The organism is Novosphingobium flavum, from assembly GCF_014230315.1.
Classification (GTDB): Bacteria; Pseudomonadota; Alphaproteobacteria; order Sphingomonadales; family Sphingomonadaceae; genus Novosphingobium; species Novosphingobium flavum.
The window spans coordinates 40,678-66,885 of the sequence record NZ_JACLAW010000001.1 but is presented as its reverse complement, the minus strand read 5'-3'; the positions used below and the strand labels follow the sequence as shown (position 1 = coordinate 66,885).

Genomic DNA, 26,208 nt, shown 5'->3' with positions numbered 1-26,208 from the left:
CGGCCCCTCCCGCAGGCGGGAGGGGGGTTGTTGCGCTTGGGGCGGGCGTTGCGCGCCTCTTTAGCTTCGCTGGCCTTCGGCTCGACAGGCTCAGGATGAGCGGGTGTTGGTGAGCGGGGTGAGCGTTTCGGGCGTAGATGCGGAACGTTGAGCTTGGGGCTCTGGATTGCCGCGGGCCTTTGGCCCTCGCAATGACGAGGGCGAGTGTGGGTGTGTGGGGCGAGGACGCGGGGCCCCGGATCAAGTCCGGGGCGACGGGGGATTGGGGCGGTGCACGGCGGCTGTGGATTGCTTCGTCGCTGCGCTTCTCGCAATGACGAAGCGTGGGGGTCAGCGTTCGAGTAGCGGTTTGAGGTAGTGGCCGGTGAAGGAGCGTTTGTGGGCGGCGACTTGTTCGGGGGTGCCTTCGGCTACGACTTCGCCGCCGCGGATGCCGCCTTCGGGGCCGAGGTCGAGGATCCAGTCGGCGGTCTTGATGACGTCGAGGTTGTGTTCGATGACGACGACGCTGTTGCCCTGGTCGACGAGGCGGTGGAGGACTTCGAGGAGTTTGCGGACGTCTTCGAAGTGGAGGCCGGTGGTGGGTTCGTCGAGGATGTAGAGGGTTTGGCCGGTGGAGCGGCGGGAGAGTTCCTTGGCGAGCTTGACGCGCTGGGCTTCGCCGCCGGAGAGGGTGGTGGCCTGTTGGCCGACCTTGACGTAGCCGAGGCCGACTTCGTTGAGCATGTGCATCTTGTCGCGGATCGGGGGGACGGCCTTGAAGAATTCTTCGGCGTCTTCGATGGTCATGTCGAGCACGTCGGCGATGGAGAGGCCCTTGAATTTCACTTCGAGGGTTTCGCGGTTGTAGCGCTTGCCGGCGCATTCCTCGCAGGTGACGTAGACGTCTGGCAGGAAGTGCATCTCGATCTTGATCAGGCCGTCGCCCTGGCAGGCTTCGCAGCGGCCGCCCTTGACGTTGAAGGAGAAGCGCCCGGCCTTGTAGCCGCGGGCGGCGGATTCGGGGAGGCCGGCGAACCAGTCCCGAATTTGGGTGAAGGCGCCGGTATATGTCGCGGGGTTGGAGCGGGGGGTGCGGCCGATGGGGGACTGGTCGATCTCGATCACCTTGTCGCACATCTCGAGGCCGGTGATCCGGTCATGCGGGCCGGCGATGACGCGGGCGCCGTTGAGGACGCGGGCGGCGCCGGCGTGGAGCGTGTCGAGCGTGAAGGAGGACTTGCCCGAGCCGGAGACGCCGGTGATGCAGGTGAAGGTGCCCAGCGGGAGCGAGGCGGTGACGCCCTTGAGGTTGTTGGCGCGGGCGTTTTCGACGGTGATCTGGTGGCCGTTGCCCTTGCGGCGCTTGGCCGGGACTTCGATCCGCCGCGCGCCGGTGAGGTAGGCGCCGGTGAGGCTGTCCTCGCTGGCCATGATGTCTGCGAGGGTGCCCTGGGCCACGATCTCGCCGCCGTGGACGCCGGCGCCGGGGCCGAGATCGACGATATGGTCTGCCGTGCGGATGGCGTCCTCGTCATGCTCGACCACGATCACGGTGTTGCCGAGATCGCGCAGGCGGTGAAGGGTTTCGAGCAAGCGGTCGTTATCGCGCTGGTGGAGGCCGATGGAGGGCTCGTCGAGCACGTAGAGCACGCCGGAGAGGCCGGAGCCGATCTGGCTGGCGAGGCGGATGCGCTGGCTCTCGCCCCCCGACAGGGTGCCGGAGGTGCGGTCTAGGTTCAGGTAATCGAGGCCGACGTTGTTGAGGAAGCCAAGGCGCTCGTTGATTTCCTTGAGAATGGCGCGGGCGATCTGGTTCTGCTGGTCGGTGAGTTTTTCGGAGAGGGTGCTGAACCAGTTCAGCGCGGAGACGACCGAGCGGCGGGTGCCGGAGGAAATGTCCTCGCCCGCGATCTTGACGGAGAGCGCCTCGGGCTTGAGGCGGGCGCCCTGGCAGGTTTCGCAGGGCTGCGCGGTCTGGAACTTGCCCAGTTCCTCGCGCATCCAGGCGCTCTCGGTTTGCAGGAGGCGGCGGTTGAGGTTGCCGATCACGCCTTCGAAGGCCTTCTTGACGGTGTAGGACTTCTTGCCGTCGATAAAGGTCAGGGGCACGGCCTTGCCACCGGTGCCGTGGAGGATGATCAGGCGGACCTCGCCGGGCAGATCGGCCCAAGGGGTTTCGAGGGAGAAGCCGAATTCCGCCGCGAGGCTGGCGAGGACCTGCATGTAGTACGGCGAGGGCGGGTTGGACTTGGCCCAGGGGACCACGGCGCCCTGTTTGAGCGAGAGGTGCTCATTGGGGACGACGAGCTGGTCGTCGAACAGGAGCTTTTCGCCGAGGCCGTCACACGCCGGGCAGGCGCCCATCGGTGCGTTGAAGCTGAACAGGCGCGGCTCGAGGCTCTCCAGCGTGAAGCCGGAGACGGGGCAGGCGAACTTTTCGGAGAAGACGATGCGGTTGGCGGGGAGGCCGGCGCCTTTGAGGTTCTTGCCGGTTTCCTCGGCTTCGCGGCCGGGGACGGGGCCATCGGCCAGGTCGATGTAGGCGAGGCCTTCGGCGAGCTTGAGGGCTTGCTCGAAGCTATCGGCGAGGCGGGTCTGGATGCCGTCTCGCACGGCGATGCGATCGACCACCACTTCGATATCGTGCTTGTACTTCTTGTCGAGCGTGGGGGCATCCTCGATGGCGTAAAGCTCGCCATCTATGCGGACGCGGGTGTAGCCGGCCTTCTGCCACTCGGCCAGTTCCTTGCGGTATTCGCCCTTGCGGCCGCGCACGACGGGGGCGAGCAGGTAGGCGCGGGTGCCCTCGGGCAGGGCCATGACCCGGTCGACCATCTGGCTCACGGTCTGCGCGGAGATCGGCAGGCCGGTGGCGGGCGAATAGGGAATGCCGATGCGCGCCCAGAGCAGGCGCATGTAATCGTAGATCTCGGTCACCGTGGCGACGGTGGAGCGCGGGTTGCGGCTGGTGGTCTTCTGCTCGATCGAGATGGCGGGGGAGAGCCCGTCGATATGCTCGACGTCGGGCTTCTGCATCATCTCGAGGAACTGGCGGGCATAGGCGCTCAGCGATTCCACGTAGCGGCGCTGGCCTTCTGCGTAGATCGTGTCGAAGGCGAGGCTGGACTTGCCCGAGCCGGAAAGGCCGGTGATGACGATCAGGCTGTCACGCGGCAGCTCGACGTCGAAGCCCTTGAGGTTGTGTTCGCGCGCGCCGCGGACAGTGATTTTCGAAAGCGACATGCGCGGGGATGTTCCACATCTGTTCGGGTGAGACAAGGGGGTTGGCTTCGGTCCGTCCCCAAGTAGGAAGCGCGCGGCCGCCTTGCAACTTGGCGCTGGCCGCGAAAGATGCCGGGCAGGTCGTCCGCCCTTCCCCGCCGTTCGCTCACTCGCCCCGCACGTGCGACGAAAAGTTAACGCTTTGTCGCATAGCTTTTGAAATCATTCGCGCCTGCCCTCACAAGCGCGGGCGACGGGTAGGGAGCTTCGCTTTTTCATGATGACGCAACGATTTGCCGGTGCTGTCGCGCTGGCTCTCGCACTGGTTCCGGTTGCGGCCCAAGCCGACGATCCGAACGATCCGACCATGCGCAGCGCCGCGGCGCGGGCGCGGGACAAGGCGATCATCAAGCGGCTCAACGAGGAGCAACTGGCTTACGTGCGCCAGCGCGACGCGGGCTATGCCGAAGGCTGGCGCGCATACCGGGAGGCCCAGCAGGGCCGCCAGCCGACCCGTTCGGGCGACCGGCAGGCCGATGCCGACTATGCCGAGGCCCGCGCCGACTATCAGCGCCGGATGGCCGAATGGCGCCATGCGGTCTCGGCCTGCCAGTCGGGTCGGTACGAGTACTGCGAGCGCTGAGCAGCGGTCCGCCGGAGAAAACGGCAAACCGCCCCCAATACTCGGCGTTACCTATACTCGCAGCCCTTTCCATATGGCACGAGCCGCGCCTCTCTACCGGCGGCCTGCGCTCCGCCCGCACGAGGCGGACGGAGTTTGATCGGGTTATTGCTTCTTGGCGACGGTAACCCCCGAGATCGCCAGAAAGTCCTGGACGAAGGCGAACGAGACTCCCAATTCTTCGGCATTCGGACCGAAGAATACCTTCGACAGGTAACCGTTGCTGAGCAAGGAACTGGCGAAGTTGACCGGGACTGTCATTGTTGTGACGGTGCTGTTGGTGGTTGAAGCCAGTTGCAAATTCAAGGTGCCGGTGCTGCTGCCGGCCGCGGCGAAATCGACGTTGAACAGAGACTGGCCAGTCACGTTGTAGGCTTTGGTTCCGTCGGAGTATTCGCCGATGCCATAGATCGGCCCCGCATAGGTGGCCGTCCCTGTCTTGGGCATCAGGACCGCTGGCGTGGGAACGCCGAACAGAGCGTAGCGAACGCCGGTGCCACTGCCTCCCGCAGGCGGCCCGACGTCGAGGCGATAGAAGCTGGCGTAGGACAGCTGAATCTCGCCGTTGGCGGCCCCAACCTTGTAGAATCTTGCCGTGACTGCACGGCCATCGACCGTACCATCGTACCTGATGAAGCGCGCATCGTCCTGCACCGCAGCTTTTTGCGATGGGCCTAGGGCGAACTGGCTAAAACTGTCGTAAAATGACGGCCCGGTGTTCGACAGGTGAGGCAGTTGACTGGCCGCAATCGTATAATTCTGGGTCGCCGGGTCGTAGGTCAGGGCCTTGCCGAGATTTTGCCCCCCGTAATGGACTTCAAACGCCGTGGAGGCAGTCAGCTTGTCCAGCGCGACGATGGAACTGCCGGGATCGTTACGCCCGAGAAAAGCACCGGTCGCGACGTTTCCGGCGGAATCAGCCGCCGAGAAGCTACCGCCGACCTCCTCGGCATTGGGACCAAAGAACATGCCGCTCACCGGCCCACCATATGAGCCGGACGACGTGCCGATGGTCATGCCGCCGGAAAGCTGGTTGGCGGTCGAACTCACGGTCAGGGTCGAGAAGAACGTGCCGCCACCGAAGGTCGAACCGGTGGTTGGACTCAGGAACTCGAGGTTGCCTGAGTGCTGAAAGGTCCCTTTGGCCAGATCGCCGATCATGTTGCCCGTACCGGAGATGGCCCAGAGGTTCCCATATTGTGAGATGGCCCCGTAAACCCGGGTAGCATAGGAGGCCGTTCCGGTGCGAACCAGAGTGGCTGTAGGCACGCCATAAACGAAGGAATTGATCGAGCCGTCGATTCCACCATCGCCGCGCTGGGTCTGACGCTGCCAGAAACCAGCGCCAACGTAACGGAACGTGCCACCGGTGCTGGTTCCGGTAGGCGTCAGCGTCAGGTCGTCGGTCGTGCTGCCGGATGTGACACGGTAATTGCCGGTGCTGGTCATCGCGGCGGGGCCGAACGACTGCGACTGACCGGCGGCATTCACCGTGTAGGTGTTGGTCGTCGCATTGTAGGCAAAGGTCGCGGTTGGCGTTGAGCGGCTCTGGCTGGTTGGTACACCGTTGCGATCATAGCTGACCGCCGCAGCCGCAGCCGTATTGGCAAAGCTTTCAGAGACAAGCGGCGCAATGAGGTCATCGTTAGTGGCAGCGGTCGTCGGCGTCGTGGTCGGACTTGTAGTCGGGGACGTCGGCGTGCTGGCGACGCTGCCGCCGCCTCCCCCGGCGCCGCAGGCGGACAGGGCGAGGCAGGTGGTCAGGGCCAGGAGCGGCAGGGCCCCGATCTTGCGTTCAGTCATCACTCAATTGCCCCCTTGTTGATGTTCAGAATGCCGAGGTGATCCCCAGTTCGGCGGAAATGCGGCGGTACGCGTAGAGTTCGACGGTCGAGCGGTTGCGTTCCCAGCTGACGCGGGTGAGCGGGGCGAAGCCCTTCCACTGGACGCCGCGCCAGGTGGCGGCGAGGCTGGCGGTGAAGCGGTCGTCCACGCGGCGGCGCGGGAACAGGAACAGGCGCGCGTCGGCCTCGAGCCGGTTGTAGCCGAGGGTGGCGACGAGGGTGGTGCGCCCGGCCTCGCGCCAGGCATAGGCGGTGGCGCCGCCGCTGGCGTCGGACCAGCCGGGGTCCTGCGCGGCGGTGCGGCTCGCGGTGAGGCCGAGGCCGAGGCCGGCGCGGGCGGAAAGGGCGCGGTCGAGCCCGGTGGAGAGCGCGTAGGTCGTGCCGGTCTGCAGAGCGTTGCGCTGGTTGACGGTGCGCGTGAGCCCGAGCGCGACGCGGGCCTGGGCCTTGGGCCCGAGCAGGTGGAGCCACGCGCCCTCGCCGCCCAGCGAGCGGCTGTAGGGATCGGTGCCGTACCAGCGCCAGGTCGGCCCGGCGGTGAGGGTGATCCGGTCCGTGCCCGAGCGGAATTCGGGGCCGAGCTGGAACCCGGCGGTAACGTCGCGGAACTGGGGATCGCGGTAGAGCGTGGCGCTGGTACTGATGCGCGCGAGCAGGCTGGCATTGCGGTCCAGCCCCTGCCGCAGCCATGCCTGACCGCGCAGGGCGAGGCCGAGGCCGGAGCGGGCGCGGGCATTGTCATCCAGCGCGAAGTTGCCGATTACCGTGCCGAGGGTGTCCGAGCGGGTGGCGCGGTTGATGTTGCTGTCTGGCGCAAGGGCCAGTTCGATCGAGCCGCCGAAGGGCTTTCCGGCCTGAAGCGCGGCGGCATAGAAGCGCACGGCGCGCTCCACCTCGGGCGGGAGGCCGGCGGCCTGGGCGGCGCGCAGTTCGCGCCGGGCCGCGCCGAGATCGCCGAGCAGGGCCTGTATCCGGGCGAGTTCGAGGCGGACGCGGGCGGCACCGGGCTTTTCATCGAGGATGCGGCGCAGTTCGACCGCGGCTTCGCGGTATTTGTGCTGGCGATCGGCCAGCATCAGGGCAAGGCGGAAGCGGGCCTCGGCCCTCAGTTCGGGATCGGGGTTGGCGGCAAGCGCGCGGTAGGCCTGCTCGGCCACATCAAACCGGGCCTGATCGCGGGCGGCATCGGCGAAGACGAAAAGCTGGGCCGGAGTGAGCTGGACGGTTTGCGCGGGCGCGGGGGCGCGCTCCGGCGCGCTATCCGCCGGGGCCACCTGAGCCTGGGCTGGCGCTGGGGCCGCACCCGCAAAAGTGATGCCCGCCGCAGCCATAGCCGCGGAGAGTCTTGTCAAACAGCCCCTGTCCATCCCACTCGATACTATACTTAGTTATAGTGCGTAGATCGGCACTTAGTGCCGGAACATGCCGCGGGCAACATGCAAAATTGCGCCTATGCGATTGAAAGCGTTCTTCTTCCCGCTTCGCCCAGCCATTCGCCCGAGACTTGCCAGACCCGTTCGATAAGCGCGGGCGACAGGGCCTGTTCGGGCGCGCCGTCGGCCGCGACCTGTCCGCCGGCCAGGACGATCACCCGGTCGGCATGGTTCATGGCGGCGGCGAGGTCGTGGAGGACGAGGACGACGCCGCGTCCGGTGCGGGCCTCGGCCTTGAGGCGGGCGATCAGGGCGGCGGCATGGGCGAGGTCGAGGTTGGCCAGAGGCTCGTCGGCCAGCAGCCACTCGGGCGCTCCGGCAAGGACGCGGGCGGCGAGCGCCCTCGCCCGCTCTCCGCCGGAGAGGCGCGAGACCGGGCGACGGCGCAGGTCGGCGAGGTCCATGCCGGAAAGGGCTGCCTCGACGGCGGCATGGTCTTGCGCCGGGGTGGCATGGGCGCGGTGGAGCGGGGCGCCTTGCCACGGCAGGCGGCCGAGGGCGACGAGGGTTTCCACGGTGACGTCCCACGCGACTTCGGGGCTTTGCGGGAGATAGCCGAGGCGGCGCGCGCGCTGGCGCGGGGGAAGCTGGGCGAGCGGAGTTTCGCCCAGCAGGACCGTGCCGTGGGCGGGCGTGACGAGCCCGGCGAGGCAGGCGAGGAGCGAGGACTTGCCCGCGCCGTTGGGGCCGACGATGGCGGTAAGCTGGCCCGGTTCGAGTGACAGGGTAACGCCATGCAGGCGGCCGGGGAGCGTGAGGGCGCTGGCGGCGAGGCTCATCCGAGGCCTCCGTCGAAAGCCGGCGTGCGGCGCAGGCGCAGCAGCAGGGCGAGGAAGAACGGTGCGCCGACGAGGCTGAGCGCTATGCCGAGGCGCAGCTCGGTGACGGTGGGGATGAGGCGGCAGAGGCAGTCCGCAACGAGCAGGAGCAGGGCTCCGGCGAGGGCGGAAGGGACGATCAGGCGCGAGGGCCGGCGATCGGTGAAGGGGCGGACGACGTGCGGCACCATCAAGCCGACGAAGCCGATGATCCCGGCGACGGCAACCCCTGCCCCCACGGTCAGGCCGACCCCGGCGATGAGGAGGGCCTGGAGGCGGCGCGGCTCGAGCCCGAGCGAGCGGGCGGCGGCCTCGCCCAGCAGGAGGGCATCGAGCGACGGGCCACTGGCGCGCAGGAGGGCGAGGCCGGCGAATGTGAGCGGGGCGGCAAGGGTCAGGTCGGACCACGAGCGGTCGGTCAGCGCGCCCATCAGCCAGGTCACGATCTCGGACTGGGCGAAGGGCGTGGGAGCGAGGCTGATGGCGAGGCTCATCAGCGCGCCGGCGAGGCTGGCGATCATCATGCCCGCGAGGGTGAACAGGGCGATCCCGCCCCCTGCCCCGCTTCCCGCCCCGTCACCGCGATGGCCCGCGATCAGGCCGAGCAGGGCCATGGCCCCGCCCGCGCCGGTCAGGGCGAAGAGGGGGAGGATGAGGGGGCCGGCGGAAAGGCCGGTCCAGAACGAGAGGACCGCGCCGAGGGCGGCGGCGGGGGCGATGCCGAACAGCCCCGGATCGGCCAGCGGGTTGCGCAGATAGCCCTGCATGGCCGCGCCCGAGGCGCCGAGGCCCGCGCCGAGCGTGATCGCCAGCAGGGCGCGGGGGAGGCGCAGGTCAATGAGGATCAGGGCGGCATTGGGGAGCGCGGGATGCAGCGGGTCAATCCAGACCTTGCCGGCGAGCAGCGAGAGCGGGAGGGCCAGCACGAGCAGCGCGGCGAGGGTGAGGTTGAGGCGGGTCATCGGGCGAGCTTGCGGCGAACGGCGGACAGGCGCTCTGCCGCGCGGATGATGGTGGAGCCGCCGCACCAGAGCAGCGAGGGATCGAGGCGGGCGCGGGCGGTGTGGGTCAACCGCGCGAGGACGGGGTGCGTCAACAGGCGGTTTTCGCCGGATGGGCTGTCGGAGGCGGCGAGGATCACGCGGGGGGGATCGACCAGCATCCGCTCCAGGGGGAGATAGTCAGCCTGCTTGAGGCCGCGCGCGGCGCTGAGGCTGGTGAAGCCTGTGCGGGTGAGCAGGTCGGCGATCAGGCTGTCGGGCCCGGGGACAATGCCGCCCGACTGCCAGACGATGGCGGTGACGGGAGCGCCATGCGGGGGGGCGGCCTTGCGCAGGGCCTGTTCGATCCGGGCGACGAGGGCCTCGCCCCGCGCAGGATTTCCGGCGAGCGCGGCGATCTGGCGGACCTGCGTTTCGCTTTGGGTCACGGTCTGGGCGATGGGCAGTTCGACCAGCGGGATGCCAAGCCGGGCGAGCGCGGCGCGAGTGGCCGGCGGGGTGAAAGTGCCGCCGATGACCAGCGCCGGGCGCAGGGCGGCGATCTCCTCGACCGTGCCGGTGATGGCGGGGAAGCGGCGCGCCGCGGCGACGTCCATCGAACTGGACGATGGATCGGAACTGTAGGCCGAGAGCGCCGCGATCCGGGCGGGATCGGCGACTTCGGCGAGGATCGCGTCAGTGCAGGGATTGAGGCTGACGATGCCGGAAGGAGTGGGGCCGGAAGGATTGGGGCCGGAAGGCGCGCCCTGCCCCGGCGCGGCGGCCGGGGAACAGGCCCCGAGCAGCAACGCCAGTGGCAGGGCGGCGCGCATCAGAAGCGGGTCCGCGCGCCGATATAGGCCGAACGGCCCGGCGTGTTGTAGCCCGCGACGGTCTGGTACTTGGCATCGGTCACATTATCGACGCGGCCGTAGAGCTCGAAGTGCTCGCCCACCGGCAGGCTGGCGCGCAGGCCCGCCACGGCATAGCCGTCGAGCCGGACCGTGTTGGCGGCGTTGTCGAAGCTGTCTCCCACCAGCCGGATATCCCCGCCAATGGCGAGACCCGCAAGGGGTGTCGTCCAGTCCGCCGCGAGGGTGAGCGCATGGCGGGGCCGCCGGGCAAGGTCCTTGCCGGTCACGCGATTGACGCTCTCCACGTAGCTGTAGGCCGCGTGGATCTGGAACGCCGCCACCGGGCGGACGTCGCCTTCCAGCTCGAAGCCGGTGGCCCGCGCCCGGTTGACGTTGAAGTAGCCGCCCCAGCCGCCATTGGCCGAGGCGTCGTAATCGATCAGGTCGCGGCTGTCGCGGCGGAACACGGTGGCGGCGAAGTGCAGCGGTCCGGCGCGGTTGCCGTGTTCGATCCCGGCATCGAGCGACTGGCTGCGCTCGGGCCGCAGGGCGAGGTTACCGGCGAAACCGTAGAGCTGGTACAGCGTCGGGGCCTTGAACCCCTCGCCCCACGAGCCGCGCGCGCGCCAGCCGCTGCCGAGAGCGACTGAGCCGTTGGCCCCGGTGGTCCAGACATCGCCGTAGAGCGGGTGGTGGTCGAGCCGCAGGCCGGCGGCGAGGTTCACCGGGCCGGACGTATAGTCGAGCAGGGCGTGAGCGCTGTCCTGGTTGACCGACTTGCGGGCATCGTAAGTGCCCTCATAGCGGTCATGCTGGTGCGTGCCGCCGAAGACCAGCGCGAAGGCCGGGGCGAAGCGCCAGCGCCCGTCGACGTCGATCTGCTCGTCGCGGCCGATATAGCCGTAGCCGCCGTAAGTGACGCTGTCATAGTCGCGGTGCGTGTCGGCGATGCTGTAAGCGGCGGTGAGGTCGAGCACGTCGCTGGCATAGGCGAGGCCAGTGCGGCCCGAGAGCTGCCGGGTTGTCTGGACGTAATCGTTGGCGAACGTGAAATCGAGGCCGACCTTGCTGCGGGCATAGCGTGCATCGGCGAAGGCCGAGAGGTTCGGGGTGATTTCGACCCGCGCGCGCAGGCCGCCCTGCCACTGCTTGAAACCGTCGGCCTCCGTGTCGGACGCGAGCTGGGAAAAACCGTCGGAGCGGGCATAGCCGCCATTGGCCGAGAGGCTGAGCCCGCCGGTCTTGATACCGGCCGCGAGGGCGGCGTTGACGCTGTCATAGGCGCCATATTCAGCCGAGGCCTGAACGCCCTCAGGCTGGCGGGTGGTGACGGCGACCACGCCGCCGATCGCGTCCGAGCCCCAGACGAGGGAATTGGCGCCGCGCAGCAGTTCGACCCGCTCGACATTGCTCGCCAGCAGCGTGCCGAAATCGAAACCCGAGCCGGGCGAGGAGACGTCGGCCACGCGGGCGCCGTCGACCAGCACGAGGGTCTGTTCGCTGTCCGCGCCGCGGATGCGCAGGCCCGAGAAGGCGCCGAGGCCGCCGTTGCGGGTGACGGTGACGCCGGGGAGGCGTTCGAGGGCGCGGGTCAGGTCAGGTGACTGGATCGTGTCGAGCTCGCCCCGGCCGAGGACCGAAATGGCCTGCCCGGTGGTGTCGAGCGGCTGGCGCACGCCGCTGCCGACAACGGTGATTTCCTCGTTGGCCGTGCCGGCCACATCTTCGGCCAGCGCGGGGCTGGCAATCAGCAGCGCGGCGGTGAGGAACAGATAGGTCTTCAAGATACAATACTCCCGTCATGAACGAATGCCGTCCATGGCGTGAGCCCCCGCCGACCTGCGGGTGCTGCGCTGCATTCCGGTACACCCCGCCCGGCGCGGAACGACCGTCATCGGCAGGTCTCCTGGCTTCCGGATCGATGCTTTCCGCCTGTCTTCCCAGCCGAGGCCAGTGACGTTGGTGGCGGAAGGCTCCCCGGTCACAGTTGCGGGGGCAGCGCGGGATTTTCAGCCCGCTTCCCTCTTAGGTCCGCGTTTGTACGGACAACCCATGACGTGGCCGGGCGGATAGGCGGCTTTGTTCGCGGGTGCAATAGGGTGGCGGGGTCGGGGTTGGCGGGAGGGCTGAAGGGGGCGTTAACCCCTCGCACCCTAGTGTGCCGGGACGGGACGGAGCGGATTCGGCGGGTGCGCCGGGACGCGGGCGGAATTACGCGCTTCGGCGCGTGACGCGAAGGAATGGTGTGGACCCTGTCTTTTCCCTTGAATGCGAGCTGAGCCCGCGGGATTTTTCCGCGCGGCTGAAGCGCCGCGCGCGCGGCGCGGGCGCGCGGGCACAGGCGCGGCACCGGGGGCGGCGGGCGCTGGCGCTCGCGGCGGCGATTGCCGTGCCGGCCTTTGCCGCGCCGCAGGACTGGGCCAGCCCCTTTGTCATCGGCAATGCGGCGGCCGCCGATCCGGCCGTGCTGGAGCCGATGCCGTTCGAGCGGGCGGGCATGAGCTTTCCGGGCTCGGCCTTCTATTACCTCGCCCCGGAAGCGAGCCGGCCGCTGGAAACGGATTCGCACTGGGACGGCGAGACTTCGGCAGGGCCCGCCGCGCGCGGCCTCGGCTTTCGCGGGACGGCGCTCGACCGGATGCGGGCCGAGACCTGCCTGACGCAGGCGATCTATTACGAGGCGGCGAGCGAGCCTGACGCTGGCCAGCGCGCCGTGGCCCAGGTGGTGCTCAACCGGGTGGCCCATCCCGCCTATCCCAAGACGGTCTGCGGGGTGGTCTACCAGGGCTCGGAGAAGCCGACCGGGTGCCAGTTCACCTTCACCTGCGACGGGGCGCTGGCGCGGGTGCCAAACCGGCTGTTCTGGGAGCGGGCGGCGAGCGTGGCGCGGGCGGCGCTGGCCGGATACGTCTATGCGCCGGTGGGGCTGGCGACACATTACCATACGATCGCGGTCCATCCCTACTGGGCGGACAGCCTGAATTTCATCGGCACGATCGGGGCGCACCGCTTCTACCGCTTCGGCGGGCCGGCGGGGGCCCCGGCGCTGTTCAACCCGGCGCTCTATCGCGGGGGCGAGCCCGACGCCGCGCCGCCGCCGCGCGGGAGCATCGGCGCGGCCGGCGAGACGGCGGCCGATCCGGTGGCGATCGAGCAGGCCTATGCCGCCGGGATGAAGGTGGCGGCTGTTGCCGCGCCCGAGCTGGCGCCTGGCCGTGCCCCTGCCCCTGCCCCTGCCCCGGCGCCAAGCTATGCCGCCACGATCACCGCGCGCGGGGGCGACGCGCTCTATACGGCCAAGGCCCTGCCCGGCTCGGGCGCGGTGCGGCCGGAATATGCCAATGCGGGGCAGTGGATCGCGCGGCCGGGAAGCTAGGGCGCTTCCCCGCCCCACCCCTGCGCCAAACCTTACCGCTTCCTCAACGCCCTCGTTAAACTCCCTAAACCATGCCGCGCAACCTCACCTTAGCGCGCAGGCCGCATAAGCGGGGCGGGTTCAGCCAATCGGGAGTTTCGCCGCGTGTCCATCTATTTTGCCGGATCGCGCCGCCTGTCTCTCTCGCCGCTGGCACGGTGCCTGGCGGTTCCGCTCGGGATGCAGGCGACAAACGACAATGGCCGCACGATCGCCGACAACGCCCTGCTGCGCGCGGCCCTGCTCCATTTCGCCGAACACGGTCTGGGCGCGGCACGGCAAGCGAGCCGGCAAGCCGAGGACTCCCTCCTCGCCGGGGATGACGAGGGCTATCGTCACTGGCTGGCGGTGTGCCGGACGCTCGATCGGCGGCTGGCCGACCGTACGCGCCGGGGGTGAGGCCGCTCCCGGAATTGCCGGTGTGATCCGGAGGGGCCGAGCGGCCCCTTCTTCGTGCGGGCCGGACGCTTTCGATCGGGCGCGGCACGTTTTCCATCTTTGTGCCGCGTGGCAGGCAAGGTAAACTGGCGCGGGTTTCGTAACGGGCCGCAGCGCCCCGATTCCGGTCCAATACCGCAAGCGCGACCCGATTTCGCATAGTTCCGACAGGGGCCGCAGGGATCAGTTCCGGCACCTTATTGCTATTGCGAACCATTATCGCAAAATGGCGGTTTTTCGACGTTTTTCGAGGTTGCTTTCCTGCGCTCACGCGCCTAGGGCACTCTCCGTTTCATCGGGCCCCTGCATGCTTTCGCGGGACATTTGGCAGGCTAGCCCAGCAGCGAGAAGTCCCGCGACAGGGAAGGTAGTCCATGGCTCGCAAGAAGATTGCCCTTATCGGCGCCGGCAATATCGGCGGTACGCTCGCCCACCTCGCCGCCCAGAAGGAACTGGGTGACATCGTGCTGTTCGACGTCGTCGAGGGCGTGCCGCAGGGCAAGGCGCTCGACCTGTCGCAGTGCGGCCCGGTCGAAGGCTTCGACGCCAAGATCACCGGCACCAACGATTACAAGGACATCGCGGGCGCCGACGTGATCATCGTCACCGCCGGCGTGGCCCGCAAGCCGGGCATGAGCCGCGACGATCTGCTTGGCATCAACCTCAAGGTGATGAAGGCCGTGGGCGAAGGCATTGCCGCCAATGCGCCCGACGCCTTCGTGATCTGCATCACCAATCCGCTCGACGCCATGGTCTGGGCGCTGCGCGAATTCTCGGGCCTGCCCCACAACAAGGTGGTCGGCATGGCCGGCGTGCTCGATTCGGCGCGCTTCTCGACCTTCCTCGCCTGGGAGTTCGGCGTCTCGATCCGCGACGTGAACACTTTCGTGCTCGGCGGCCACGGCGACACCATGGTCCCGGTGGTCGAATACTCGACCGTCAACGGCATCCCGGTCCCCGACCTCGTCAAGATGGGCCTCTCCACCCAGGAGCGCATCGACGCGATCGTCCAGCGCACCCGTTCGGGCGGCGGCGAGATCGTTGGCCTGCTCAAGACCGGCTCGGCTTTCTATGCCCCGGCCGCATCGGGCATCGCCATGGCCGAAGCCTATCTCAACGACCAGAAGCGCATCCTGCCCTGCGCCGCTTATGTCAGCGGTGAATATGGCGTGGAGGATCTCTATGTCGGCGTGCCGGTGCTGATCGGTGCGAACGGCGTGGAGAAGGTCATCGAGATCGAACTCGACGCTGACGCCAAGGCCGGCCTTCAGGTCTCGGTCGACGCGGTCAAGGAACTGCTCGAAGCCTGCAAGGGCATCGACGGTTCGCTGGCCTGAAACTGATTTAACCGCCCCTCAGGAGCGAAAACCCCATGTCCATCCTTATCGACAAGAACACCAAGGTCATCACCCAGGGGATGACCGGTGCGACCGGCACTTTCCATACTGAACAGGCGCTGGCCTATGGCACCCAGATGGTCGGCGGCGTGACCCCCGGCAAGGGCGGCACCAGCCACATCGGCCTGCCGGTATTCGACACCGTGGCCGAAGCCAAGCACGCCACCGGCGCCACCGCCTCGGTGATCTACGTGCCGCCGCCGTTCGCGGCCGATTCGATCCTGGAAGCGATCGACGCCGAAATCCCGCTGATCGTGACCATCACCGAGGGCATCCCGGTCATGGACATGGTCAAGGTGAAGCGCGCCCTGTCGGGTTCCAAGTCGCGCCTGATCGGCCCGAACTGCCCCGGCCTGCTGACCCCCGGCGAATGCAAGATCGGCATCATGCCCGCGAACATCTTCTCCAAGGGTTCGGTCGGCGTGGTCTCGCGCTCGGGCACCCTCACCTATGAAGCGGTGTTCCAGACCACCAACGCCGGCCTGGGCCAGACCACGGCCGTCGGCATCGGCGGCGATCCGGTCAACGGCACCAACTTCATCGACGTGCTCGAACTGTTCCTCGCCGACGAGGCGACCAAGTCGATCATCATGATCGGTGAAATCGGCGGCAGCGCGGAAGAAGAAGCCGCGCAGTTCCTCAAGGACGAAGCCAAGCGCGGGCGCAAGAAGCCGATGGCCGGCTTCATCGCGGGCCGCACGGCGCCTCCGGGCCGCCGCATGGGCCACGCCGGCGCGATCGTTTCGGGCGGCAAGGGCGATGCCGAGAGCAAGATCGCGGCGATGGAAGAGGCCGGCATCCGCGTCTCCTCCAGCCCCTCGCTGCTGGGCGAAACCCTGGTCGAGGTCCTCAAGGAACTCGTCTGAACCTGTGCTCGGGCGGCGGTAATCCGCCGCCCGCCGCGCGGGGCCTGACCGCTTCGCGCCAAGACATCAAGCCCGGGTGGTGGCGGCAACCGCTCCGGGCTGGCGAAGCCGGTCTGCAAGGGCCGGCATTTCGATGCATGAAGCCGCGGATGTGATGCCACTTTTGGCAGGAAACCCGCAAGGCGGGGCCGAGGACAAGACGATGGGCCAGGAAATGCACGACTTTCTCCCGGACATGGGCCAGGACGCACCGCAAGCGGGTCCGAGCTGGAAGCGGAGCAATTGGCCGCTGGTCGGCGGCGCGGCCGAGGACGAGCTGACCCAGTCGCTCGACCCGATGGCCCTGCGCGAGGCGATCAAGAAGTCGGCCAAGGGCCCGGCGGCCCCGGCGCTCGACGACGCGGCGCTGGAAGCGGCGGCCTCGGATTCGATCCGCGCCATGCTGCTGATCCGCACCTATCGCGTTCGCGGCCATCTTGCCGCCGACCTCGATCCGCTGGGCCTGGCCAAGCAGGACCTGCCGGCCGACCTCAACCCCGAATACCACGGGATCATCGGAGCGGCGCTGGACCGCAAGGTGTTCCTCGGCGGCGTGCTCGGCAGGCAGTGGGCCACCCCGCGCGAGATCGTCGACATCCTGCGCAAGAACTACTGCGGCAAGGTCGGCCTCGAATACATGCACATCTCGGACGTGGAGGAGCGCAAGTTCCTGCAGGACCGGATGGAAGGCGCCGACAAGACCATCGAGTTCACCCCCGAGGGGAAGAAGGCGATCCTCCAGGCCGTGGTGCGCGGCGAGCAGTACGAGAAGTTCTGCGGCAAGAAGTGGGTCGGCACCAAGCGCTTCGGCCTTGACGGCGGCGAGGCCATGATCCCGGCTCTGGAAGCCGTGATCAAGTATGGCGGCCAGCGCGGGGTCAAGGACATCGTCTACGGCATGGCCCATCGCGGCCGCCTCAACGTGCTCGCCAACGTGATGGCCAAGCCCTACAAGGTCATCTTCCACGAATTCTCGGGCGGCACGGCCAACCCGGAGGACGTGGGCGGCTCGGGCGACGTCAAGTATCACCTCGGCACCTCGACCGACCGCGAGTTCGACGGGATCAAGGTTCACATGAGCCTGATGCCCAACCCCTCGCACCTCGAGACCGTCGACCCGATCGTGCTCGGCAAGGTCCGCGCCTACCAGACGGAGCGCGACGACATCGGCGAGGGCCAGCACAAGTCCGTGCTGCCCGTGCTGATCCACGGCGATGCTGCCTTCGCCGGCCAGGGCATCGTCTGGGAGTGCTTCGGCTTCTCCGGCGTGCGCGGCTACAACACCGGCGGCTGCATTCACTTCGTCATCAACAACCAGATCGGCTTCACCACCAGCCCGCAGTTCTCGCGCGGCTCGCCCTACCCCTCGGACGTGGCCAAGGGCGTCCAGGCGCCGATCATCCACGTCAACGGCGACGATCCGGAAGCGGTGACCTTCGCCTGCAAGCTGGCGATGGACTACCGCCAGACCTTCGGCCGCGACGTGGTGATCGACATGTGGTGCTATCGCCGCTTCGGCCACAACGAAGGCGACGAGCCTTCGTTCACCCAGCCGCTGATGTATGCCCAGATCCGCAAGCACCCGCCGGTCAGCCAGCTCTATGCCGAGCGGCTCAAGGCGTCGGGCGTGATCGGCGAAGGCTTCCTTGCCGAGACCGAGGCCCAGTTCAACGCCCTGCTCGAGGAACACTTCGACGCGGCCAAGGACTACAAGGCCAACGAGGCGGACTGGTTCGCCGGCCGCTGGAGCGGCCTCAACAAGCCGGCCGACCCCGAGACCGCACGCCGCAACGTCGACACCGGGATCGAGCAGAAGCTGTTCGACAGCCTCGGCCGCACCCTGACCACGGTGCCCGAGGGCCTGACCATCCACAAGACGCTGGGCCGCGTGCTCGACGCCAAGCGCGAGATGTTCAACTCGGGCGAAGGTTTCGACTGGGCGACCGGCGAGGCTCTGGCTTACGGTTCGCTGCTGTCGGAAGGCTACGCGGTGCGCCTCTCGGGGCAGGACTCGGGGCGCGGGACATTCTCGCAGCGCCACGCGGTGTGGGTCGACCAGACTGACGAGCACAAGTACGTGCCGCTCTCGACCGTGCCGCATGGCCGCTTCGAGGTGCATGACAGCCCGCTCTCGGAATATGGCGTGCTCGGCTTCGAATACGGCTATGCCAGTGCCGATCCGAAGACGCTGGTGCTGTGGGAAGCGCAGTTCGGCGACTTCGCCAACGGCGCCCAGATCATCTTCGACCAGTACATCGCGTCGGCCGAGAGCAAGTGGCTGCGCGCCAACGGGCTCGTGATGCTGCTGCCGCATGGCTATGAAGGCCAGGGCCCCGAGCACTCCTCGGCCCGGCTCGAGCGCTATCTCCAGCTCTGCGCCGAAGACAACATGCAGGTGTGCAACATCACCACCCCGGCCAACTACTTCCACGTGCTGCGCCGGCAGATGCACCGTTCGTTCCGCAAGCCGCTGATCATCATGACGCCCAAGAGCCTGCTGCGCCACCCGCTGGCGAAGTCGAAGGCGTCGGACTTCATCGGCGAGGGGCATTTCATGCGCATCCTCTCCGACATGAAGCCGGTGGAGGACAAGGCGACCAAGCGGCTGGTGCTGTGTTCGGGCAAGGTCTCCTACGACCTGTTCGACGCGCGCGACGCGGCCGGGATCGAGGACACCCAGATCGTCCGCATCGAGCAGATCTATCCGTTCCCGGGCGAGCCGCTGGCCGCCCGCATCAGCCGGATGGGCAATCTCGAAGAGGTCGTCTGGTGCCAGGAAGAGCCCAAGAACAACGGTTCGTGGTTCTTCGTCGAGCCGCTGATCGAGGAGGCGCTGGCCAAGGCCGGGGCCAAGATAAAGCGTCCGCGCTATGCCGGCCGCAACGCCTCGGCCAGCCCCGCGACGGGTCTCGCCAAGCGTCATAATGCCGAACAGGCCGCGCTCGTCGCCGACGCGCTGGGCCTCTCGGTCCGTTCCGAAATCCGCCGCAAGCAGAAGGCCTGAGCCGGGCGCTGCCGCTTTCACCATTCGTTTCTGGCGACAAGCCTGAGGGAAAAGAGATGTCGATCGAAGTGAAGGTCCCCACGCTGGGGGAATCCGTGACCGAGGCCACCATCGGCCAGTGGCTGAAGAAGCCGGGCGAAGCCGTCGCGCTCGATGAGCCGATCGCCAGCCTCGAGACCGACAAGGTCGCGGTGGACGTCAACGCGCCGGCCGCCGGCGTGCTCGGCGCGCTGCTGTTCCAGGAAGGCGACAACGTCGGCGTCGGCGCCCTGCTGACCACGATCGAGCAAGGCGGCGCCGCTGCAGCCGCTCCGGCCGCGGCTGCTCCGGCGGCTGCCCCGGCTCCGGCCGCCGCGCCGGCCCCGGCTGCCGCGCCCGCCGCTGCCCCGGCCGAAGCTGGCGACCCGGTGGCGCTCTCGCCCGCCGTGCGCCGCGCCGTGCTCGAATACGGGATCGACCCGGCCAGCGTGAAGGGCACCGGCAAGGACGGCCGCCTGACCAAGGAGGACGTGATCGCCGCCGCCCAGGCCAAGGCCGCCAGCCCGGCGCCTGCCGCTTCGGTCCCGGCCGCGCCTGCTGCCGCGCCTGTTTCCGGCCGCAACGAGGAACGGGTCAAGATGACCCGCCTGCGCCAGACCATCGCCAAGCGCCTCAAGTCTGCCCAGGAAACCGCCGCTCTGCTCACCACGTTCAACGACGTGGACATGAGCGCGGTGATGGCCGCGCGCGATTCCTACAAGGACGCCTTCGAGAAGAAGCACGGCGTGAAGCTCGGCTTCATGTCGTTCTTCGCCAAGGCCTCGGTCCTCGCGCTCAAGGACATCCCGGCGGTCAACGCCCAGATGCAGGGCGATGAAATCGTCTATCACGACTATGTCGACATTTCGGTCGCCGTCTCGGCCCCGAACGGCCTCGTCGTGCCGGTGGTACGCGACTGCGACAAGCTTTCGTTCGCCGGGATCGAGAAGGCCATCGTCGAATTCGGCAAGAAGGCCCGCGAAGGCACGCTGACCATGGAAGACATGAAGGGCGGCACCTTCACGATCTCCAACGGCGGCGTGTTCGGCGGCCTGATGTCGACCCCGATCATCAACCCGCCGCAGTCGGCCGTGCTCGGCCTGCACCGCATCGAGGATCGCCCGGTCGTCCGCAATGGCCAGATCGTGATCCGCCCGATGATGTACATCGCGCTTTCGTATGACCACCGGATCATCGACGGCCGCGAGGCGGTGACCGCGCTCAAGACGATCAAGGAGGCGATCGAGAACCCGACCCGCCTGCTGATCGACCTCTGACAGGACGGCAAGAACAATGGCTGATTTCGACTACGACGTCCTTGTCATCGGTGCCGGTCCCGGCGGCTATGTCGCGGCGATCCGCGCGGCGCAGCTGGGGCTGAAGACGGCCTGCGCGGAAAGCCGCGAGACGCTGGGCGGGACCTGCCTCAACGTCGGCTGCATTCCCTCCAAGGCCATGCTCCACGCTTCCGAGTTCTATGAAGCCGCCGCCAGCGGCGAGATGAACAAGATGGGCGTGAAGGTGCAGCCCGAGCTGGACCTCGATGCCATGCAGGCGCAGCGGCTGGAGACGGTCAAGGGCCTGACCGGCGGGATCGAGTACCTGTTCAAGAAGAACAAGGTGGACTGGCTGAAGGGCCGCGCCTCGTTCGTCGACGCGCACACGGTTGAAGTCGCGGGCAAGCAGGTCAAGGCGAAGAACGTGGTGATCGCCACCGGTTCGTCAGTCACCCCGCTGCCGGGCGTGACGATCGACAACGATGGCGGCGTGGTGGTCGACAGCACCGGCGCGCTCGAGCTGGCCTCGGTGCCGAAGAAGATGGTCGTCATCGGCGGCGGCGTGATCGGGCTCGAACTGGGTTCGGTCTGGCGGCGGCTCGGTTCGGAAGTGACCGTGGTCGAATTCCTCGACCAGCTGCTGCCCGGCATGGACGGCGAGGTCCGCAAGGAAGCGGGCAAGCTGTTCAAGAAGCAGGGCATGGCGCTCAAGCTCTCGACCAAGGTGACCGGCGTGGCCGTGAACGGCAAGTCGGCCACCGTGACGGTCGAGCCCTCCGCTGGCGGCGCGGCGGAAACGCTGGAAGCCGATGTTGTGCTGGTGTCGATCGGGCGCCGCCCGAACGTCGATGGCCTGGCGCTCGACAAGATCGGCATCGCCGTCAATGGGCGCGGCCAGATCGAGACCGACCATGACTTCGCCACCAAGGTCCCCGGCGTCTGGGCGATCGGCGACGTGATCCCGGGCCCGATGCTGGCGCACAAGGCCGAGGACGAAGGCATCGCCGTGGCCGAGAACATCGCAGGGCTCACCGGCATCGTGAATCATGACGTGATCCCGGGCGTGGTCTATACCTTCCCCGAGATCGCCGGCGTGGGCCTGACCGAGGAAGCGGCCAAGGAAAAGGGCGCGATCAAGGTCGGCAAGTTCCCGATGATGGCCAACAGCCGCGCCAAGACCAACCACGAGCCCGATGGCTTCGTGAAGGTGATCGCCGACGCCGCGACCGACAAGGTGCTGGGCGTGTGGTGCATTGCCTCGGTGGCGGGCACGATGATCGCCCAGGCCGCCCAGGCCATGGAATTCGGCGCGACCAGCGAGGACATCGCTTACACCTGCCACGCTCACCCGACGCACTCCGAGGCGATCAAGGAAGCCGCGATGGCGGTGAAGGGCAAGCCGATCCACATCTGATTTCGGCCGCAAGGCAGAACGCAAAAGGGCCGTCCGGGCGACCGGGCGGCCCTTTTGCCGTGCGGTGAACGGGGGAACGGGAATCGGGCGAGGCGCGTTGGCCGGCAAAGAGGTTGACGCGATGCAGAACTTCACTCTCGCCCTTGCCGGGATCGCCGTCTCCACCGTGGGCGCGATCGCGGGCATGTCCGTCCGGCCCGAGCTGAAGGGCCCTTCGCTCCCCGACTGGCGCGAGAAGTATCGCGCCATCGCCATGCAGGCGACCGTGCCCGACGAGCCAGCGCAATATACGCTCCCGGTCTCGTCCTATGCCTATGACCTCGCTGCGGCGGGCTATCCTTCCAGCCGGCCGATGAGCCGCGATGAGCGCCGCTATGCCGAATTGCAGGCCGATCCGGCCCTGCTGCGGATGGATGTTCCGACCAGCGACGTCCCGCTCGAATTGGCGGACACGCGCGGCCATGATGGCCGGATCGAGCGGCCGGCGGCAGGGATCGACGCGGTCAACCAGGCCCTGCGCCAGACTGACGGCATCGGCGAAGGGCCCCTCCCCTCGGGCCCGGTGATGGCAGAGCCCGCCACGGTGCGGGTAACGCGCGGCAACGGGCAGATGGTGCCGGTGGTCTATGCGGCCTCCAATCTGGCCGGGGGCGCCAATCCGGTTGCGGGAGAGGGCGCGGGAGACTAGGACGCGGCCCATTCCACCGCATCCACAGGATCTGACCGACATGGCTATCACGCTCAAGCTGACCGAAGACGAGGCCGAAATGCTGGTCGACGCGCTTGAAGTGGATCTTGAGGGCTACGTCGAGGCCGCCAAGGAAGCGCGCGGCAACAACAAGCGCGACGACGTGGCGACCTTCACCGAGGCGGCCGAGCGGATCATGGCGCTCAAGAAGAAGATCGAGGCCCTGATCGAGGACTGATCCGGCGCACGCCAGGTGATGCCTCCCCTCCCCGGTCCTGACCTGCCAGCACTGCTCGGCCTGCTCGATCTGGCCGGGATTGCCGTCTTCGCGCTGAGCGGGGCCTTGCTCGGCGCGCAATTGCGGCAGGACATCGTCACCATGGGCTTTTTCGCGCTGGTGACCGGCCTTGGCGGCGGCTCCCTGCGCGACCTGCTGATCGGGGCGCCGGTCTTCTGGATCCACGATCCGCGGCTGGCCGCCGTCTGCCTCGGCATGGCGATAGTCGCGTGGTTCACCCCGCGCCGGCCATGGGAGGAGGACCTGCTCAACTGGGCCGACGCCCTGGGCCTCGCGGCCTATGCGGTGATCGGCACCGGCAAGGCGCTGGCCTATGCCGTGCCGCCGGTGCCGGCCGTGCTGATGGGGGTGATCACCGCCTGCGTCGGGGGGATCATCCGCGACGTTCTGGCGGGGCGCCCGTCGATCCTGATGCGCCGCGAGCTTTACGTGACGGCGGCGGCGCTCGCCGCCACCCTTGCCTGCCTGTCGCAACTGGCCGGCCTTTCGACCAGCATCGGCTGGCCGGTCGCCATCGCGGCGGGCTTCGCCCTGCGCGCGATGGCGATCCGGCACAGGCTGCACCTGCCGGTCTATGGCAAGAGCGAGGGCGGGGAGCCCTGACCGTCAGGCCGTGGTGGTATCGACCACTTCGGCGCCGGGGCCGTTCTTGAGAATCGATTCGATCGCGTTCTTGGCGCTCGCCTTGCTGGCGTAGCCCTCGGTCCAGAAGATGCTCTCGGCGTTGTGGCAGAAGTAGGCGACGAATTCGCCGGCCTTGTTCTTGCGGATCTCGAAACGGTGAGCCATCGGATCTTCTCCCTTGCCAATTGGCGGCGGGCCGCAGTCTAGCGCCGCCGCGCGGGCTGGCCAGAGGAGATTTGCGCGGTCAGGCGCGGAAACGGCGCGGACTGTAGGGGGCGGGATCGAGACCGGACGCCGTGCCGGTGAGCAGCGCCGCACCGAGCGCGGCCGCGGCCGGCGCGGTCTGGATGCCGAAGCCGCCCTGCCCGGCGAACCAGAAGAAGCGGGGGCTGGCGGCATCGAAGCCGAAAACCGGGAGGCGATCGGGAGCGAAACTGCGCAGGCCGGCCCAGCGATGCTCGACCCGCTCGATTCGCCAGTCCACCACCTGCTCCAGCCGGTCGATCGCCACGGCGACGTCGATCTCCTCCGCCGCCGCATCGCAGGGCGGGCTGGCGGTCTCGTCGTGCGGGGAAAGCCACAGGCGGTCACCCTGCGGCTTGAAATAGAACTTCTCGGCGAGGTCGAGCACCAGCGGCAGGCTGTCCGTTGGCGCAGGCGCAGTGCGCAATTGGGCGACGGTGCGGCGATAGGGCTGGATGGCGAGCGGGGCGATCCCGGCGGCGCGGGCCAGATCGTCGGCCCAGGCGCCTGCGGCATTGACCAGCACCCCGCAGCGCGCCCTCCGCCCATCGGCCATGGTCAGCAGCCACCCCTCCCCATCGGGCGCGGCAGCGGCGAGGCGGGCCGAGGTCCACAGTTCGGCCCCGGCGCGGCGCGCGGCGCCGAGATAGTCCTGATGCAGGCGGGCGACATCGATGTCGGAACAATCGGGCTCAAGCGCGCCGAGGGTCCATTCACCGCGCAGGCCGGGAATATGGGAAGCGATGGCGGCGCGATCGAGGCGCTCGACCCGCACGCCCAGCGCCTCGTAGCGGCGGACGAAGGCGGCCAGTTCCGCCTCCTGACTGGCGCGGGCGATGGTCAGGGCGCCGCGCGGGGCAAGATAGCCGCCTGCGCGCAGGGCCGGACCGGAGGCCGTGGTCAGCGGCTGGACGCCGGGGCCGCCATAGCTCTCGGTCCAGAAGGCGGCCGATCGGCCGGTGGCGTGGTAACCGGGGGCCTGCTCGGCTTCGAGCAGCAGGATCGCGGCGCCCGAGGGGGCGAGCGCGGCGGCGAGGCTGGCCCCTGCCATGCCGGCCCCGGCTATGGTGATATCGAATCGGCGGTCCATGTCGGGCGGTCAGTTCCCTGCGGGGGCCGCGCGGTCAAGGAAATCGTCGATCGCGGCGAGGGCCTTGTCGCGCACCGGATCGACCTCGCGCAGGATCTCATGGCGCGATTCGCTGCCGAATTCGAGCAGCTCGGCATGGGGCAACCAGCCGGCGGCGCGGCGAATCGCCGCCGGGCCGACCAGCTTGTCGGCGCTGGCGGCGATGATGAACACGGGGGTTTCGATCCGTTCCAGCACCTCGCGCCGATCCAGCCCGCGCATCGAAGTGATCGCCGCGCAGAGCCAGCCCCATGAACCGGGCCCCATGACGAGGCCGGGGCGCTGCTCGCGCCAGGCGATCTCGTCGGCATAGCGGGCGGCATCGTGGGTGAGCAGGACTGAGCGGTCGACCGGGAGCTGGCCGGGCTTCTCGCTCCACTTCCACGCCGGGCGGCGCGGATCGCCAGTGCCGCACATCAGCTGTGCAGCCCAGTGAAACGGGGCGAGCGGCAGGCCGTGCGTGATCAGGCCGAGCATTGGCGCGGAGAGGACCAGCGCATCGGGCGCGATCCGCCCCTCGGCCACGGCGCGCAAGGCGAGATGGCCGCCCATGGAATGCGCCACGAGGACATGCGGGCCGGGCCGGTGGGCCTGCCACTGGGTCCAGAAGGCGGCAAGATCGCCGACCCAGAGCGCGAAATCGTCGACATGGCCGGTGACGGAATCGGCCCCGAGACGGCCCGACAGGGCCTGCCCGCGCCAGTCGATTGCAGTCACTCCCCAGCCCTGCTGGTGCCAGTGATCGAGCGTCTCGAGATATTTCTCGAAAAAATCACCCCGGCCCGGAACGAACAGGAGGCTGCCCCGTTTGCTTTGCCCGCCTGCCCAATCGAGCCGCCGAACGGCCCATCCATCCGGAGCTATCCATCTGGATTCAATGGCATTTTCGGGAATTCGGCGACGATCGAATGTTACCGGTTTAACCTCAGTCACCCGTTCGCATCCCTAATTCCCGCCTCAAGCGGTTGGTTACTTTTTGGTAAGCCCTGTGGTGGCAGACACGTAATCGGACAAAGGGGTTACGGGGGCGTGTCGTGCGCAGTGAAATGCTTACCTATGGACTGCTGGCTCTCTTGGCAATCGGACTGCTGACGGCCGCGTTCACCGACCTCAAGCGCCGCCAGATCGACAACTGGCTCAACGCCGCCATCGCCCTTGCAGCGCCCGCCTTCTGGTGGGCGAGCGGGCTGGACCTGTGGCCGGGCGCGGCCTGGCAGATCGGCGTTGCCGCTCTGACTTTCGCGGTCTGCGCCGGACTTTTCGCGCTGCGCATGATGGGCGGCGGCGACGTCAAGCTGCTCGCCGCGCTCGCGCTGTGGATCCGTCCGGAACATTTCGCCTGGCTGGTGGTGTGGATGAGCCTGATCGGCGCGGTCCTGACCATCGTCTTCGCCGCCTGGCACATTGCCCGCCGCCAGCAGGGACGCGCCGCGATCCCCTATGGCGTGGCGATCTGCGCCGCCGGGCTGCTCACTCTCGCCGACAAGTCACTGCCGCTGCTGCAAGGCCAGCTCGGCTGAGTGACCCAATCTTAACCATTTTG

Annotated in this window: 22 protein-coding genes and 1 riboswitch; of the genes, 12 read left to right on the top strand and 10 right to left on the bottom strand. The window is 68.1% G+C overall.

All coding sequences use genetic code 11. The features are described from left to right. Positions 1-330 precede the first annotated feature (330 nt). The gene (uvrA, locus tag H7F51_RS00295) at positions 331-3,225 is read right to left on the bottom strand and encodes an excinuclease ABC subunit UvrA (RefSeq protein ID WP_185662211.1); all 2,895 of its coding nucleotides are present in this window, start codon (positions 3,223-3,225) and stop codon (positions 331-333) included. A gap of 256 nt (positions 3,226-3,481) precedes the next feature. Here uvrA and H7F51_RS00290 point away from each other — a divergent pair, with 256 nt between their 5' ends. Beyond that, a complete protein-coding gene (locus tag H7F51_RS00290) occupies positions 3,482-3,847 on the top strand; it encodes a hypothetical protein (RefSeq protein WP_246447553.1) in 366 nt (121 codons plus the stop codon). A gap of 144 nt (positions 3,848-3,991) precedes the next feature. Here H7F51_RS00290 and H7F51_RS00285 read toward each other — a convergent pair whose 3' ends face one another. From H7F51_RS00285 to H7F51_RS00260, 6 genes are all read right to left on the bottom strand, one after another. Beyond that, a complete protein-coding gene (locus H7F51_RS00285) occupies positions 3,992-5,689 on the bottom strand; it encodes a HupA family protein (RefSeq protein ID WP_185662210.1) in 1,698 nt (565 codons plus the stop codon). Positions 5,690-5,714: 25 nt separating this feature from the next. Then, the gene (locus H7F51_RS00280; protein WP_343061146.1) at positions 5,715-7,004 is read right to left on the bottom strand and encodes a surface lipoprotein assembly modifier; all 1,290 of its coding nucleotides are present in this window, start codon (positions 7,002-7,004) and stop codon (positions 5,715-5,717) included. A 176-nt stretch (positions 7,005-7,180) separates the two neighbouring features. Further along, entirely contained in the window at positions 7,181-7,942 is a 762-nt protein-coding gene (locus H7F51_RS00275; RefSeq protein ID WP_185662208.1) for an ABC transporter ATP-binding protein, read from the bottom strand. Further along, entirely contained in the window at positions 7,939-8,943 is a 1,005-nt protein-coding gene (locus H7F51_RS00270) for a FecCD family ABC transporter permease (protein WP_185662207.1), read from the bottom strand. The genes H7F51_RS00275 and H7F51_RS00270 overlap by 4 nt, the downstream gene beginning before the upstream one ends. Next, positions 8,940-9,794, bottom strand: a complete 855-nt coding sequence (locus tag H7F51_RS00265; protein WP_185662206.1) for an ABC transporter substrate-binding protein — start codon at positions 9,792-9,794, stop codon at positions 8,940-8,942. The genes H7F51_RS00270 and H7F51_RS00265 overlap by 4 nt, the downstream gene beginning before the upstream one ends. Then, a complete protein-coding gene (locus H7F51_RS00260) occupies positions 9,794-11,599 on the bottom strand; it encodes a TonB-dependent receptor plug domain-containing protein (RefSeq protein ID WP_185662205.1) in 1,806 nt (601 codons plus the stop codon). The genes H7F51_RS00265 and H7F51_RS00260 overlap by 1 nt, the downstream gene beginning before the upstream one ends. 95 nt (positions 11,600-11,694) lie before the next feature. Further along, a riboswitch (cobalamin riboswitch) is annotated at positions 11,695-11,884 on the bottom strand. A gap of 176 nt (positions 11,885-12,060) precedes the next feature. Here H7F51_RS00260 and H7F51_RS00255 point away from each other — a divergent pair. From H7F51_RS00255 to H7F51_RS00210, 10 genes are all read left to right on the top strand, one after another. Further along, a complete protein-coding gene (locus H7F51_RS00255; protein ID WP_185662204.1) occupies positions 12,061-13,191 on the top strand; it encodes a cell wall hydrolase in 1,131 nt (376 codons plus the stop codon). Between the two features lie 144 nt (positions 13,192-13,335). Continuing rightward, on the top strand, positions 13,336-13,629 hold the full coding sequence (locus H7F51_RS00250) for a hypothetical protein (protein WP_185662203.1): 294 nt from the start codon (positions 13,336-13,338) through the stop codon (positions 13,627-13,629). 413 nt (positions 13,630-14,042) lie between these two features. Then, positions 14,043-15,005: a malate dehydrogenase gene (gene mdh / locus H7F51_RS00245; protein ID WP_185662202.1), complete on the top strand. Its 963-nt coding sequence runs from the start codon at positions 14,043-14,045 to the stop codon at positions 15,003-15,005. Positions 15,006-15,040: 35 nt separating this feature from the next. Then, positions 15,041-15,931, top strand: coding sequence for a succinate--CoA ligase subunit alpha (sucD, locus tag H7F51_RS00240; protein ID WP_185662201.1), 891 nt, complete (start codon positions 15,041-15,043; stop codon positions 15,929-15,931). A gap of 202 nt (positions 15,932-16,133) precedes the next feature. Beyond that, positions 16,134-18,974 (top strand): 2-oxoglutarate dehydrogenase E1 component, encoded by a 2,841-nt coding sequence (locus H7F51_RS00235; RefSeq protein ID WP_185662520.1) that lies wholly within the window; start codon positions 16,134-16,136, stop codon positions 18,972-18,974. A 56-nt stretch (positions 18,975-19,030) separates the two neighbouring features. After that, the gene (odhB, locus tag H7F51_RS00230) at positions 19,031-20,269 is read left to right on the top strand and encodes a 2-oxoglutarate dehydrogenase complex dihydrolipoyllysine-residue succinyltransferase (RefSeq protein WP_185662200.1); all 1,239 of its coding nucleotides are present in this window, start codon (positions 19,031-19,033) and stop codon (positions 20,267-20,269) included. 16 nt (positions 20,270-20,285) lie between these two features. Then, positions 20,286-21,683, top strand: a complete 1,398-nt coding sequence (gene lpdA / locus H7F51_RS00225; protein ID WP_185662199.1) for a dihydrolipoyl dehydrogenase — start codon at positions 20,286-20,288, stop codon at positions 21,681-21,683. 121 nt (positions 21,684-21,804) lie between these two features. Continuing rightward, on the top strand, positions 21,805-22,371 hold the full coding sequence (locus tag H7F51_RS00220; RefSeq protein ID WP_185662198.1) for a hypothetical protein: 567 nt from the start codon (positions 21,805-21,807) through the stop codon (positions 22,369-22,371). 40 nt (positions 22,372-22,411) lie between these two features. After that, positions 22,412-22,609 (top strand): hypothetical protein, encoded by a 198-nt coding sequence (locus H7F51_RS00215; protein WP_185662197.1) that lies wholly within the window; start codon positions 22,412-22,414, stop codon positions 22,607-22,609. A gap of 18 nt (positions 22,610-22,627) precedes the next feature. Continuing rightward, the gene (locus H7F51_RS00210) at positions 22,628-23,272 is read left to right on the top strand and encodes a trimeric intracellular cation channel family protein (protein WP_185662519.1); all 645 of its coding nucleotides are present in this window, start codon (positions 22,628-22,630) and stop codon (positions 23,270-23,272) included. A 3-nt stretch (positions 23,273-23,275) separates the two neighbouring features. On the opposite strand, the gene H7F51_RS00205 is transcribed toward H7F51_RS00210, so the two are convergent. The 3 genes from H7F51_RS00205 to H7F51_RS00195 form a co-directional block, all read right to left on the bottom strand. Next, positions 23,276-23,458 (bottom strand): YegP family protein, encoded by a 183-nt coding sequence (locus tag H7F51_RS00205; protein WP_185662196.1) that lies wholly within the window; start codon positions 23,456-23,458, stop codon positions 23,276-23,278. A gap of 79 nt (positions 23,459-23,537) precedes the next feature. Beyond that, positions 23,538-24,626 carry an NAD(P)/FAD-dependent oxidoreductase gene (locus H7F51_RS00200; RefSeq protein WP_185662195.1) on the bottom strand — a complete coding sequence of 363 codons (1,089 nt, stop codon included), beginning with the start codon at positions 24,624-24,626 and terminating at the stop codon, positions 23,538-23,540. 9 nt (positions 24,627-24,635) lie between these two features. Next, positions 24,636-25,598 carry an alpha/beta fold hydrolase gene (locus H7F51_RS00195; protein WP_185662194.1) on the bottom strand — a complete coding sequence of 321 codons (963 nt, stop codon included), beginning with the start codon at positions 25,596-25,598 and terminating at the stop codon, positions 24,636-24,638. Between the two features lie 101 nt (positions 25,599-25,699). Here H7F51_RS00195 and H7F51_RS00190 point away from each other — a divergent pair, with 101 nt between their 5' ends. Beyond that, a complete protein-coding gene (locus tag H7F51_RS00190; RefSeq protein WP_343061144.1) occupies positions 25,700-26,185 on the top strand; it encodes an A24 family peptidase in 486 nt (161 codons plus the stop codon). Positions 26,186-26,208: the final 23 nt, after the last annotated feature.

Bases quoted from the DNA above. Each gene is read 5' to 3' on its own strand.
- uvrA (WP_185662211.1), bottom strand. From the start codon at position 3,225: ATGTCGCTTTCGAAAATCACTGTCCGCGGCGCGCGCGAACACAACCTC.
- H7F51_RS00290 (WP_246447553.1), top strand. From the start codon at position 3,482: ATGATGACGCAACGATTTGCCGGTGCTGTCGCGCTGGCTCTCGCACTG.
- H7F51_RS00285 (WP_185662210.1), bottom strand. From the start codon at position 5,689: ATGACTGAACGCAAGATCGGGGCCCTGCCGCTCCTGGCCCTGACCACC.
- H7F51_RS00275 (WP_185662208.1), bottom strand. From the start codon at position 7,942: ATGAGCCTCGCCGCCAGCGCCCTCACGCTCCCCGGCCGCCTGCATGGC.
- H7F51_RS00270 (WP_185662207.1), bottom strand. From the start codon at position 8,943: ATGACCCGCCTCAACCTCACCCTCGCCGCGCTGCTCGTGCTGGCCCTC.
- H7F51_RS00265 (WP_185662206.1), bottom strand. From the start codon at position 9,794: ATGCGCGCCGCCCTGCCACTGGCGTTGCTGCTCGGGGCCTGTTCCCCG.
- mdh (WP_185662202.1), top strand. From the start codon at position 14,043: ATGGCTCGCAAGAAGATTGCCCTTATCGGCGCCGGCAATATCGGCGGT.
- sucD (WP_185662201.1), top strand. From the start codon at position 15,041: ATGTCCATCCTTATCGACAAGAACACCAAGGTCATCACCCAGGGGATG.
- H7F51_RS00235 (WP_185662520.1), top strand. From the start codon at position 16,134: ATGGGCCAGGAAATGCACGACTTTCTCCCGGACATGGGCCAGGACGCA.
- odhB (WP_185662200.1), top strand. From the start codon at position 19,031: ATGTCGATCGAAGTGAAGGTCCCCACGCTGGGGGAATCCGTGACCGAG.
- lpdA (WP_185662199.1), top strand. From the start codon at position 20,286: ATGGCTGATTTCGACTACGACGTCCTTGTCATCGGTGCCGGTCCCGGC.
- H7F51_RS00220 (WP_185662198.1), top strand. From the start codon at position 21,805: ATGCAGAACTTCACTCTCGCCCTTGCCGGGATCGCCGTCTCCACCGTG.
- H7F51_RS00215 (WP_185662197.1), top strand. From the start codon at position 22,412: ATGGCTATCACGCTCAAGCTGACCGAAGACGAGGCCGAAATGCTGGTC.
- H7F51_RS00210 (WP_185662519.1), top strand. From the start codon at position 22,628: ATGCCTCCCCTCCCCGGTCCTGACCTGCCAGCACTGCTCGGCCTGCTC.
- H7F51_RS00205 (WP_185662196.1), bottom strand. From the start codon at position 23,458: ATGGCTCACCGTTTCGAGATCCGCAAGAACAAGGCCGGCGAATTCGTC.
- H7F51_RS00200 (WP_185662195.1), bottom strand. From the start codon at position 24,626: ATGGACCGCCGATTCGATATCACCATAGCCGGGGCCGGCATGGCAGGG.